This is a genomic window from uncultured Dechloromonas sp., from assembly GCF_945957265.1.
In the GTDB taxonomy this organism is placed as follows: Bacteria; Pseudomonadota; Gammaproteobacteria; order Burkholderiales; family Rhodocyclaceae; genus Azonexus.
Map to the genome: position 1 here is coordinate 119,507 of NZ_CAMFKO010000004.1, position 12,346 is coordinate 131,852.

The window sequence follows — 12,346 nt, forward strand, 5'->3', positions numbered from 1 at the left end:
TGGTCTGTCTATTGAATGAAATGGGTGAGATAGGCGGTGTCGGCGCGGTCCTGTCCGGCCGGTCGGCTCAGCATGAAACTGTCGTAGCCCAGGCGGCAGCCGCCGCTGCCGCCCAGGGTCGCGGGTTTGACGTCTTCGGCGCGCAGGATGGGCCTGATTTCGTATTCGAACTGGCCGCCGGTCGCCAGCGAGAGAATCTTTTCGAGAGCCGCCGCCAGTTCGCCCTTGGGGAGAAAGTCCATGTAGCGGGCATGGCGCAGCGGTCCGATGTGGATGCGGACGCGCAAATTGCGCTGCCAGACGCGTTCGCCGACCAAGGCATTGCCGCCCAGCGTGGCGTTTCGGCTGCCCAGGCAACTACGCTGCTCGCCCGGCACGACATACCAGTGGCCGACGAACTGTTCGATCCGCACGGCTTCGCGGAAATACGCGCCGAGTACCCGCTGCAGGGCCTCGGCTGAAAGCGGCCGCTGGCGGAGCAAGCCGGTCAGCCAGGCAATCGACTCATCGTCGATGGCGCCCGGGGCTGCGCTCAGGCGTTCGCGCAGTGCGTCGAAGCCCAGGCCGCCGAGCGCCAGTACCAGCGGCAGAAAACGGTTCTGGCGATTGGTCTCGTACAGGATGGGCAGGCGGTATTTTTTCCAGGCACGGTAGAAATGACCGACCGCGCGGTTGGTGAACAGGTCGAGGAAGGCGCGGCCCGATTCATCCTTCTTGAAACGGGTGTGGCTGATGACCTGCTCGGTGTAGTGGATCGGCAAGGTGCCGTTGATCCCCAGCATGCCCATGAAACTGGGGGTGAGCTCGATCCGTTCGAGTTCGCCGGTGTTCAGCCCCTCGTCGTCGAGGCGATAGGTTGGCGCGATGGCATCGACCTGGCTGGGGGCGAAACCCAGGCGCAGCGAATTGCGGAAGCGGATGCGTTCGTTGACCACATCGCCGCCCTGCCCGCGCGCATCCCGGGCAAAGACGATTTCGTAGAGGCGAACGAGCTGGAAGAACTCGTAGCGCTCGGGTTCCTGCAGGCTGTGGTCGACTAGAGGAGGATCGAGTCGCCGTTGCGGGGTGCGCATCGGATCAATTCCTCTCCGGTTCGCTGGGAGACGACCACCAGCTGGATAAAACTGTTCATGCCGACATAGAGACCGAGAAAGTGGTCGATGCAGCGGACGAAGACATCGAGGCCGCTACCGGCGAAGCTCGTTTCGTCGATGGCGAGCCGGACTTCGACGCCGCGCACGAAGCAGGCGAAGGGTTGGCCGGACATCCACACCGTTTTTTCCGACTGGGCAATGGCCAGTACGCCTTCGATCTGGCGGCGGCTGGCTGCGCTTCTCGGCAAATCGTAGAGCGCCAGCATTTCCTGAAACGCAGCCAGCCCACTCGCGGTGAGCGACAGGTGATTCAGCGCCAGGTGCGAAACGATGCGCCATTGGCCATCGCCGCGATGGTCGAAGCGGCAGGGCTGGCTCGGTTTGCGCAGCAGCTTGATCGAGCGAACGCTGGAGCCGCCTTCGAGAAACAGGTCGCCGGATGGCAGGCCGACCGACATCAGCGTGGGCAGGTCGCGATTGGTGCAGGTGAGCTGCAGGCTCAATACGTCGGTTTTCGGCTGCACCGGATCGAAATCGGCATCGACGACGGACAGCGAGGTCTCGTAGCCCGGGCTCGTTTCAGCCACCAGGTGGTCGCGCTGGGCATACCAGTAGTAGCCGTTGCGCTCGGGCGTTTCGCCGTGGCGCAAGGAAAAGAAGGGGCGGAACTCGGTGATCGATTCGCCTTGCGGCGTCTGCCGCACGCGGCGAACCGAGTCGATGGCATACACGTCGTAGGCGAATGCCCGTCGGCTGTCGGCCACCACCGGATAGCCGGTCTGGCGATGATTGACGCGTATCGGATCGCCGCGTTGGGGAAAGAGGTTGACCACGGGCACGCAACCCAGACGCAGGTTGTGCGAGGTCAGCGTCTGCAGCAGCCGGGAGGCATCGCTGTCGGCGCGCAGGTCGCCCAGCGCGACATGCAGCTCGAGTTTTTCCTCGTGATGCAGGCTGGAGGGGATTGCTTCGAGATGAATGTCGAAGAAATTGAATTTTTCCGGGAAGCAGAAGTACTCGGTCAGGTAGCGATAGGCGCCATGCGTCGTGGCCGGCATGTCGATGAGCGCCTCATCCTCGCCGAAGCCGACCGCGCCGATCAGGTTCTCGCGGGCTACCCGCCAACGCCGGTCGGAGCCGGCGGCGTAAACCTTCAGCCGACGCAGGAACAGCGCATCGCGTAGCGCCGATGCAACCGAAGGCTCGGCATCGATATAGACCCGCAATTTGTCGAGCTTGCCTATCCCGCCCTCCTGGCCCGAGCCGCGCAAGGTCAGCGCAAACGACAGCAAGGCATTGCAGCCCACCGGCAGGCGAACCTCGCTGGGCGCATGGGCGATCGGATCGAAGTGCAAATCCCCCAGCGAGACCGGCGCCAGCCGGACATCCCAGGCCGTCCGGAATTTGCAGATGGCGCCCTTGATCGGCCGCGAGTGCAATTCGGTGCCGCGCGGAATCGTGGTCACCGAGGTCAGCTCCGCGCCGCCATGGTCGACATGGGCGATCGAACAGCTGGGGAAAGGGCGCAGGTAATGCGGATAGAGGACATTCAGCAAGGCCTCGGTGAACTGCGGGTAGCTGTCCTCGAGCTTCTTGGAGACGCGTGCCGTCAGCAAGGCAAAGGACTGGATCATCCGTTCGACATGGGGATCGTCGCAACCCTCGCCGGAGAGCAGCAACTGGGCGGCGAGCTTGGGATAGCGCTCGGCGAACTGGCGGGAATGCTGGCGCAGGAAGGCCAGTTCGCGTTCGTAGTACGGCAGCAGATCTTCCATCAGGCTCCCGGGCGCCGCTGGCGGCTGACCGAATATTGCAGGCTGGTCGGGGTCAGCAGGGCGTCGAAACTGACGGGCTCCTGGGCCGGGCGGACGACCAGAACGGCATTGATCGAGAAATAGAGGGCGTTCACCGTCTTGCGCTGCAATTCCAGGTCGACGCGAACATCGCGCAAACGCGGTTCGTGCGCGGCGATGGCCGATTCGATGGAGGTGCAGATCTGCCGCCGATGATGAACATTGGCCAGGCTGAGCGCGGCAAAATCGGCCAGGCCGAAGCTGGCGACGGAACGGCTGACCAGCGGCAGCGACTCGGCCGCCGCCTCGTCGAGCGCCATGCGGGTATTGAGCAGCGCTTCGAGGTCGCGGGCCACCGAATCCTTGAGTTGTTCAAGCGACAGGCGGCGTCGCACAGCGCCCACGGGCTGGTCGTCGAATAGCTTGTCGAAAAGGGATGGTTCGAAGCCCTTGTTCATGAAAAACGGCGGAACGCCGGTTCCGCCGTGTTCTCCACGTAGGTGGTATCAGGTGAGGTTCGGCGTGTTGTTGGCCAGGTTCCAGGCACCCTGGATGTTGACCTTGGTGCCCTTCTTGCCATCGACCCCGAGTTCATCGTAAGTCCACTTCACCGCCGAATATTTCAGCGCGAAGCTTTCCTTGGGAATCCCCTCCTCGACCACCGACGGCGAAACCGAGGAAACAATGGCGTTCTTCAGTTCGATCTTCAGGTACTGGTGGCGGTTCTGCGAGGAAGACGGACCGCCGGCGTTGTTCTGACCACCCAGGGCGCGATAGAAGTAAATGATGACATCGTTGACCACCAGGCCGGACGAGCATGCCTGGTACAGCTTGGGGCTGGAGGCATCGATGTCCTTGGTGAAGATCATTTCGCCATGCTCGACGCGTTCGGCGGTATGCCCCCCCGCGGAAGAGGCGGTAGCCGATTTCGGCTGGCGCATGGTGTGCGCCCAGCTGTAAACCTCGACGGTGTCCTTGTGCTTGGCATCGCGGGAATCGCCCTTGATGTCGCTGCTTTTGAACTCGACGTAAATATCCTTCATTTCTGTATTCTCCGGAACGGTTGTGGGAAACGATTAGCCCTTGCTGGATTGCGGCAATTCGGCCACCAGACGGAGCGAGACGGACAGTTCGTCCAGCTGGAAATGCGGACGAATGAACGACACGGCGCGATAGACGCCGGGGCGCCCAGGCACTTCGCTGACTTCGACCGAGGCTTCGCGCAACGGGAATTGCGCCTTGGTTTCCTGCGATGCCGAGTCGTCCGCCGTCACGTACTGGTCGATCCAGCGCTGCAGGTAGTTCTGGACATTGGATGCCGAGGCGAAGCTGCCGATCTTGTCGCGCATCATCGCCTTCATGTAGTGAGCGATGCGCGACACGGCGAACATGTACTGCAACTGGGCCGACAGCGACGCGTTGGCGTTGGCCGAATCGGTGTCGTACTTCTTTGCCTTCTGCGCCGACTGGGCGCCGAAGAAGGCGGCGTAATCGGTATTCTTGCAATGCACCAGCGGAATGAAGCCGAGGTCGCTCAGCTCCTTTTCACGACGGTCGGTGATGGCCACCTCGGTCGGGCACTTGAGCGCCACCTCGCCGTCGTCGGTGCGGAAGGTATGCGTCGGCAGGTCCTCGACCAGGCCTCCGCCCTCGACGCCGCGAATGGCGGCGCACCAGCCGTAGTTCTCGAAGGCAGCCGTCAGTCGGGCGGCAAAGGCGAAGGCCGCGTTGCACCACAGGTACTTGTCGTGATCGGTGCCGTCGACGTCTTCGACGAAATTGAAACCCTCGGTCACTTCGCCGTCGATCGGGTTGTACGGCAGGCGCCCCAGGAAGCGCGGCAGCGCCAGGCCGACGTAGCGCGAGTCCTCGGATTCGCGGAAGGACTTCCACTTGGCGTATTCGACGGTGTCGAACACCTTGCCCATGTCGCGCGGCCGGCCCAGCTCGGTATAGCTGTCGAGCCCGAACAGCTGCGGTGCCGCCGAGGCGATGAAGGGGGCGTGCGCCGCCGCGGCGATGTGCGACATCTGGTCGATGAAGTACATGTCTTCCGGCTGGCGGGAGATTTCGTACTGGCCGATCAGCGTTCCGAACGGCGCGCCGCCGAAGGTGCCGAATTCCTCTTCGTACACCTTCTTGAACAGGGCGCTCTGGTCGAAATCGATGGCTGTCTTGAAATCCTTGACCAGGTCGCGCTTGGCGGCATTGAACAGCTTGATCTTGAGCTGCTGGCCGGTCGACGTCTGCTTGCACAGGTAGTGCAGCCCCGTCCAGGCGCTTTCGAGCGCCTGGAACTCGGGCGCATGCATGACCTCGCTGAGCTGCTCCGAGATCAGGCGATCCAGCTCGGCCACCCGCGCATCGAGCGATGCGGCGAGGTTTTCCGAAACAAGCACTTCGCCGTCGAGAACCTGGCTGACCAGTTCGCTGATGATGTCGCGGGCACGGTTCTTTTCCTGCTCGGACTGGGCGACCCGGCTTTCCTCGATGATCTTGTCGAGCAGGCCGGATTCCTGAACGCCGGCAGCGTTTCCGGCGATGGCGGTTTGCAGGCTCACTGGCGTTCTCCTTCGCTTTTCTTGCCGCCCAGGCTTTGCAACTGTTCGGTGCTGTTCAGCACGTCATTGAGCAGGTCCTCGAGCTTTTCGTTGCCGGCCAGCTTGTTGCGCAGGTCGGCCAGTTTGGCGCGGGCTTCCTGCAGCTTGCGCAGCGGCTCCACTTGCTGAACCACGGACTCGGGGCGGAAATCCTCGAATTTGCTGAACTCGATATCGACGCCCAGCTCGCCCCCCTCGGGGGTCAGGCGGTTCTTGACACGGTAGGCAGCGCGCGGCGCCATGCCCGCCATGACGTCGTCGAAGTTGTCCATGTCCACATTGACGAATTTGCGATCGCGAACCTTGCCCTGATCCTGCTTCGACTGAGCCGCGAAATCGCCCAGTACGCCAACGACGAACGGAAGCTCCTTGACCTCGATCGCGTCGCCGATTTCGACGTCGTACGTCAATTGAACGCGCGGCGGACGAACCTTCTGCAAGCGCTTCTGAACACTTTCCTTTTTTGCCACTTGAACCTCCAGAACAAATACTGAAATCGACGAGCAGTTGTCTATGCAATCAAAAATACGCGTTTTGCATTGATGCGATTACTTCAGGGCACCGAACGGATTGCCGGACGATGCTTGCGGTTTCGCCGCCGAAGGCTGGGCCGCGGAAGGCTGGCCGCCAACCGCCGCAGGCCTGGGGCGAATGACCGAGGGCGCGGGCTTTTTCTTCTTGTCGTCCAGCGGAACAAGAACATCCTCACCCAGCGTTTCGCGCATCACCTTGGCCAAGCCGACCGCATCGGAACGGGCGTCGCCCTTCAGTTCCACATCGCCGCGCAGGTCGGCCAGCGATTGCGCCGCGACGCGCAGGCCGCCGACGGCGCGAATGCTCTTGGCGGTGCGATCCGCGCTGTCGCGCTGCAGCGCCTCTTCGGCGGCCACGATGGCTTGCGCGTAGTTTTCACCGTCAAAATGGATTTTGGCCATGCGGACCCAGGGGTCCTTCCGTCCGGGATTTTTCTTTGCCAAATCACTCAATATTTTTACAGCTTCTTCGCGATTTCCTTTTTCAAGCAATGTATCCGCCGTCGCGCTCGACTGCGCCATGGCTGTCGAGAACTCTTCCTGAGACATTGTGGCGTTCTTCGATGCGCATCCGGAAAGCACAATTGCCGTAGCAATCAAGATGATGGAAGTAGATTTCCTGAGCGGCTGCATTCCTGTCCTTGCTATGCCTAAGCGCATAATTGATGCCATATGGTTTGCCTGTTGAAAGACGAAATAGTACATTAATGCCTTTGGAATGTTCAACCCAAATGCATTTTTTGTTCCTCGGGAAACTCCGCTCGATATCGTTCGCAGGCTGCACCCATCTCATGGACATGAGGGGGCGGCTGGCTGTTTCACTCCTGGTCGTGGCTGCGATGGGCGGATGCGCCCAGATGTCCGCGGTGCAGCTGGCCGGATCGGCGGTGGGTATGGTTCTCGAGGCAACTGGCGTGGTCAAGAAGGACGGCGATCCGAGCAAGATGAGCCGGGACATGAACGTTCGTATCTACGCCGGCGAGCAGCTGAATCTCTCCGCTTCCGGCAAGCCGTTGTCGCTGGTTGCCAAGATTTACGTGCTGCGTGCGAACGAGAAATTCAAGGGAATGACCTATCCGCAGATCACCTCGGTGGAACAGGAGAAAGAGGCGCTTGGCGAAGAATTGGTGTCGGTCCGCGAGATCGTGCTGTTGCCAGGAAAATCTTATGACATCACGCTCAAGGTGCCCGGCGATGCGACCGCGATCGGGGTGGCAGGCATGTTCCGCGTGCCTTACCAGGCTCGCTGGAAATTGGCGTTCGACAACAAGCTATCTTTTGACAACGGCATCACCATCGGCGCCCATGCTTGCGCCTTCAGTGCCAGCAAGGGCGCGCTGGTAGCCGACATCAGCCCGGAAACCGTGCGCTCGCTGGTCGGCGTGCAATGCAATGCGTAAGCAGGAAACTGAATGAACACGACAAAGATGCTGTGGGGGGAAGGATTGTTCCTGCGCCCTCAACATTTCCAGCACCAGGATGCTTATGTCGAGAACCTTGCCAGGAATTCGCTGCTTGCCGCAAACCCCTACGCATGGGGGGTTCGGGAGCTCGAGCTCGATATCGCGTCGCTCAAGAACGGAATCCTGCAGTTCAACCGGATTTCCGCGATTTTTCCCAATGGCGATTTTTTCGCCGCACCGGACGTCGATCAGCTTCCGCCGCCGCTCGCCTTGAGCGATGCGGTGGGCGATGACGGGGTCGGCGATTTCTTTCTGGCGCTCCATCGCATCAATGCCCACGGCGGTAATTGCGCGGAAAATGCATCCGCTTCGGGGCAGGCGCGCTATCTTGTCGTTCCCCGCGCTACCGCCGATTTGTATACCGACGCGGCCGAGGCCGACGTCTCGACCCTCAGCCAGATCGCGCACCTGAAAACGGGGCGCGAAAACCGGGATCAGTTCCTGACGCTGCCGATTGCCCGGATCCGCCGGACGTCAAGCAACGGCTTCGAGCCGGATCCGGCTTTCATGCCACCGTCGCTCAGCCTGCGCAGCGCTCCCCCGCTGTTCATGATGCTGCGCCGGCAAATCGATGCCTTGCTGGCCAAGGTCGATGCACTCTATGGCTTTCATCGGGAGCCGACCAAGAACGTGATCGAGTTCCGTTCTGGCGATATCGCTTCGTTCTGGTTGCTGCATACGGCCAGCAGCGCCTGCGCGACCCTGACCCATCTGTTCCGCCAGCCCGACTCTTCCCCCGAGCGCCTGTTCCAGGAGTTGCTGCGCCTCGCCGGCGGCCTGATGACCTTCTCCAAGGGCCACTCGCTCAACGACCTGCCCGCTTACGACCACCTGCAGCCGGGCCCCTGTTTTTCGCGGATCGACCAGATTCTTCGCGAGCTGCTCGATACGGTGATCTCGACGCGCTACTTTGCCATCGCCCTGAGCCAGCCAAAACCCGCCTTCTATTCCGGCCACCTGGACTCCGACAAGATCGACAGCGAAACCGCTTTCTATCTGTCGGTCACGGCGGCGCATCCGCAATCGGAAATCATCGAGTCGATTCCCTTGCGCATCAAGCTGGGTGCGCCGGACGACGTCGAGAAACTCGTTCTTTCGGCCATGTCCGGGGTTCGCCTGAGCCACGCCCAGCAAGTGCCGGGTGCCATTCCGGTACGTCCCGGCGCCATCTATTTCGCGCTGGACGCACACGGCCCGCTCTACGAGCGCATGCTCAAGGCCCAGTCCGTCATGATTTATGCCCCGGAAAGCTACCGGGATCTCGCCATCGAACTGATTGCCGTCACGCCATGACCACAGCCCCCAGCCTGTTCTCCGTTGCTCCAAGCCTGCGTGCCGAAGAGCCAACTGCCGACCGTCCGGCGAAAAGCCTTGTCGACCTGCTCTACGACGGCTTCCACATGCTCATCCTGTTGAACCATCGGAGCGTCCCCAAGGATCCGGACGAGTTTTCCGGAAACATCCAGAAGTTTCTCGAACAGTTCGAGCGCGCCGCCAGGAAGAACAATTTTTCGGCCACCGACATCTTCGACGCGAAATACGCCTTTTGCGCGGCGATCGACGAAGCGGTGCTGTCGTCGCAGATGAACATTCGCGACACCTGGGAACGCCGGCCGCTGCAACTGCTGCTGTTCGGCGACCAATTGGCCGGCGAGCATTTCTTCGACAAACTCGAAGCCGCGCGCAATGAAGGAGCCGGCCGCATCAACGCGCTCGAGGTGTTCCACATGTGCCTGCTGATCGGCTTCAAGGGCCGTTACCTGCTCGAAGGCCCGGAAAAGCTCAAATACCTGACCCAGCAGCTGGGCGAACAAATTGCCCACATCAAGGGCAAGGCTCCCGCTTTCTCCCCTCACTGGGCCGCTCCGGACAGCATCGCCAATGCCATCAGGCGCGACATTCCGATCTGGGTGATCGTGTCCGTGCTCGCCCTTTTCGGCCTGATCGCCTATGTCGGACTGGACTGGCATGCCGGTCGCACGGTGCAGCAAACCCTGTCGCCATTCAAGAACGTCGTCCAGTTGGCTCCGCGCCCTCCGACGCTGACCATCACCCTGCCCTGACTGCCCTGCCATGCTTGAATCCCTGCTTGACACGCTGTTCACCCAGAACGCCCGCCTGCTGGAGCTCAAGACGCCCTTACCCGACGCGGCGCTGATCGTCGAGCGTTTCTCCGGTCGCGAAGCGGTGTCGGAGCCCTTCCGCTTCGAGATCGACTGCGTATCGACCCAGGCCCATGTCGACCTCAAGCCGCTGCTCGGCGAAGAGCTTACCCTGCGCCTGCTGCAGGCCGATGGCAGCAAGCGATCCTGGCATGGCTACGTCACCCAGGCCATGCAACTGGGCGCCGATGGCGGCTTTGCACGTTACCGGCTGGTCATGGAGCCTTTTCTCGCCTTTCTCGCCCAGCGCCGCGATTGCTATCTATTCCAGGATAAAACGGTCATCGACATCGTCGGCCAGATTCTTGCCGACTATCCCGAAGCCGACTGGGCCAACCAGGTCACCCAGCCCCTGCGCCCCTACAGCATCGCGACGCAGTATCGCGAAACCGATCTCGACTTCATCCGCCGCCTCCTCGCCGAAGAAGGCCTGTCCTGGCGTTTCGAGCACGACCAGTCGGCGGTGGCCGGCGACGATGCCACGCATGCCCGCCACCGGCTGGTGTTCTTCGACCGGGAGGCCGAACTGCCAGCAGGAGCCCAAGCCATCGCTCGCTTTCACCGCAACGATGCCACCGAAGCGACCGACACCGTGCAAACCTGGCAGGAAACCCGTGTCGTCGCACCCAATGCCGTCACCCTCGCCGGCTGGGACTACAAGCAACTCATCGCCACCGGCGCCCAAGCGACGACTATTGCCGACAACGGCCAATTACCCCGCCTGGAAATCCACGATGCCTCCCGCCCCTATCGCTTCGAGGACAGCGCCGCCGCCCGTCTGCGCACCGATCTGGCCCTTGCCGCTTTCGAATCCGGCTATCGCCGTTGTGCGGGTGAAAGCACCATCCGCCGCCTGGCCGAAGGAACGGTCGTCACGCTGAGTCAGCACGACGCGTATGTCGGCGATGCAGCCCGCTTCACGGTCCTTGCCGTCGAGCATCGCGGCGCCAACAACCTGGGTGCTCAGGCGGCCGAGTTGCTGGGCCATGCCGAGGTTGAGGCGGGCACCTACCGCAACGTGCTCACCGCGCAGCCTGCGGCGCTGCCGGTGGTGGCGTCGCTCTTTTCTCCCTCCCTGACCCGGCCGCTCGCCCGGCCGCAGGTCGCCCACGTGGTCGGCCTGCCCGATCAGGTGGTCAGCACCGAGCGGGATCACCGCATCAAGATCCAGTTCCCCTGGCAACGCGGCGAGGCGCCCGTGAGCGGCGGGCTGAGCGAAACCGGTCCGGCTGGCAGAGCCGCCGGCAAGACCGGCAACGCGCCGGGCAACGATCGCTCCGGCACCTGGGTCCGCGTCGCCGAATGGCTCTCCGGCGCCAATTGGGGAAGCCACTTCCTGCCGCGCATCGGCACCGAGGTGGTGGTCGATTTCCTCGATGGCGATATCGACCGCCCCATCGTCGTCGGGCAAAACTACAACGGCGCCGACCTGCCGCCCTTCTCGGCCGGCCACGAAGCCGGCGCCAATCACCCGGGCGTGCTCTCCGGCTGGATGAGCCACAACCATGAAGCCGGCTTCAACCAGTGGGTCACCGACGATGCCCCTGGGCAACTGCGCACCCGTCTCGCCACCAGCGAGAACGCCACTCAGCTTTCCTTGGGTCATCTCATTCACCAGGCGCCGGAGAGCGCCACCCGCGGGGCCTGGCGCGGCAGCGGCTTCGAACTGCGCACCGACGGCTGGCTGGCCGTGCGGGCCGGCGAAGGCATCCTGATATCGGCTACCGCCCGCCCGAACGGGCAAAGCACCCAGATGGACGTGGCGGAAACGGTTGGCCAACTCCAGGCCGCCGCCGAAACGGCCAAGGCGCTGTCCGATGCCGCCCAGGGGCAGACGGCACTACCGCTCAAGGCCAATGCCGCGCAAACCGATTTCATCCGGAGCATCGACCCCGCGCAGGCGGGTAAATACGACGGCAGCGTCGGCGGCCAGGAAGCCAGGAAAGCCATCCCGGGTAGCCGCGACCTGGGGGAGCCGACGGAACGCTTCGCCCACCCCTTCATCGTCAACGAGGCGCCATCCGATATCGGCCTCTCCTCCCCGGCCAGCACCCTGCTCTTCGCCGGCGGCCACCTGCATGCCACGGTACAGCAGGACCTGCATGTCGCCAGCGCCCATACCGTGTCTGCCGCTGTCGGCACCGGGGCGAGCTGGTTCAGTCATGAGGGGGGTATCCGGAGCATCGCCCAGGCCGGCAGCCTGACGCTTCAGGCTCATACCGATCAACTGGACATCCTCGCCGACCAGTCGATCACCGTGACCAGCAGCAACGATGAGATTCATCTGCTGGCCAAGGAGAAGATCGTTCTTCAGGCCGGGCAGTCGTCGGTCACCCTTGAAGGCAGCAACATTATCTTTGCTTGTCCGGGGAAGTTCTCGGTCAAGGGCGGGGGGATTGCGTTTTTAGGGGCGGGTCGAGGAGCTGCAAATCTCGCAACTCTGCCGACAGGGAATACCGAAATCAAGGATTGGATCGGACTGGATTATCGCGATCCGGAAACGGGTGAAGCCATCGCCAACGCCGGCTATGAAATCCATTTTGCAGGCGGTCCGGTGCTGACCGGAAAACTCGATGGACAAGGACTGGCACAACACGACAACGTCGAACGCAAGGCGGTGACCAAGGTGGTTTACAAGCCGCGCCAGCCCGACAAAGACAAACCCTACATGCCCTTGAGCGAATTGCTGACTTAATCCCGA

At 62.3% G+C, this 12,346-nt stretch carries 11 protein-coding genes; 4 read left to right on the forward strand and 7 right to left on the reverse strand.

What is annotated here, in order from left to right; translation table 11 throughout:
* Positions 1 to 8: 8 nt before the first annotated feature.
* The 7 genes from tssG to Q0P59_RS04045 form a co-directional block, all read right to left on the reverse strand.
* Positions 9 to 1,073 (reverse strand): type VI secretion system baseplate subunit TssG, encoded by a 1,065-nt coding sequence (gene tssG / locus Q0P59_RS04015; protein ID WP_295003816.1) that lies wholly within the window; start codon positions 1,071 to 1,073, stop codon positions 9 to 11.
* Positions 1,037 to 2,869, reverse strand: a complete 1,833-nt coding sequence (tssF, locus tag Q0P59_RS04020) for a type VI secretion system baseplate subunit TssF (RefSeq protein WP_295003818.1) — start codon at positions 2,867 to 2,869, stop codon at positions 1,037 to 1,039. The genes tssG and tssF overlap by 37 nt, the downstream gene beginning before the upstream one ends.
* The gene (gene tssE, locus Q0P59_RS04025; RefSeq protein WP_295003820.1) at positions 2,869 to 3,345 is read right to left on the reverse strand and encodes a type VI secretion system baseplate subunit TssE; all 477 of its coding nucleotides are present in this window, start codon (positions 3,343 to 3,345) and stop codon (positions 2,869 to 2,871) included. The genes tssF and tssE overlap by 1 nt, the downstream gene beginning before the upstream one ends.
* A gap of 48 nt (positions 3,346 to 3,393) precedes the next feature.
* Positions 3,394 to 3,930 (reverse strand): type VI secretion system tube protein Hcp, encoded by a 537-nt coding sequence (locus Q0P59_RS04030; RefSeq protein WP_295003822.1) that lies wholly within the window; start codon positions 3,928 to 3,930, stop codon positions 3,394 to 3,396.
* 33 nt (positions 3,931 to 3,963) lie between these two features.
* Positions 3,964 to 5,448: a type VI secretion system contractile sheath large subunit gene (tssC, locus tag Q0P59_RS04035; protein WP_295003824.1), complete on the reverse strand. Its 1,485-nt coding sequence runs from the start codon at positions 5,446 to 5,448 to the stop codon at positions 3,964 to 3,966.
* Positions 5,445 to 5,957 carry a type VI secretion system contractile sheath small subunit gene (gene tssB, locus Q0P59_RS04040; RefSeq protein WP_295003826.1) on the reverse strand — a complete coding sequence of 171 codons (513 nt, stop codon included), beginning with the start codon at positions 5,955 to 5,957 and terminating at the stop codon, positions 5,445 to 5,447. Before tssB ends, tssC begins: the two co-directional genes overlap by 4 nt.
* A gap of 78 nt (positions 5,958 to 6,035) precedes the next feature.
* Positions 6,036 to 6,725, reverse strand: coding sequence for a tetratricopeptide repeat protein (locus Q0P59_RS04045; RefSeq protein ID WP_295003828.1), 690 nt, complete (start codon positions 6,723 to 6,725; stop codon positions 6,036 to 6,038).
* A gap of 26 nt (positions 6,726 to 6,751) precedes the next feature.
* Between Q0P59_RS04045 and tssJ the strand changes: the two genes are divergently transcribed.
* Genes tssJ through Q0P59_RS04065 form a run of 4 tightly spaced genes read left to right on the forward strand, consistent with a single transcriptional unit; the run spans position 6,752 to position 12,340 of the window.
* Positions 6,752 to 7,420, forward strand: a complete 669-nt coding sequence (gene tssJ, locus Q0P59_RS04050) for a type VI secretion system lipoprotein TssJ (protein WP_295003830.1) — start codon at positions 6,752 to 6,754, stop codon at positions 7,418 to 7,420.
* A gap of 12 nt (positions 7,421 to 7,432) precedes the next feature.
* On the forward strand, positions 7,433 to 8,776 hold the full coding sequence (gene tssK / locus Q0P59_RS04055) for a type VI secretion system baseplate subunit TssK (protein WP_295003832.1): 1,344 nt from the start codon (positions 7,433 to 7,435) through the stop codon (positions 8,774 to 8,776).
* A complete protein-coding gene (gene icmH / locus Q0P59_RS04060) occupies positions 8,773 to 9,546 on the forward strand; it encodes a type IVB secretion system protein IcmH/DotU (RefSeq protein WP_295003834.1) in 774 nt (257 codons plus the stop codon). The genes tssK and icmH overlap by 4 nt, the downstream gene beginning before the upstream one ends.
* A gap of 10 nt (positions 9,547 to 9,556) precedes the next feature.
* On the forward strand, positions 9,557 to 12,340 hold the full coding sequence (locus Q0P59_RS04065; RefSeq protein ID WP_295003836.1) for a type VI secretion system Vgr family protein: 2,784 nt from the start codon (positions 9,557 to 9,559) through the stop codon (positions 12,338 to 12,340).
* Positions 12,341 to 12,346 lie beyond the last annotated feature (6 nt).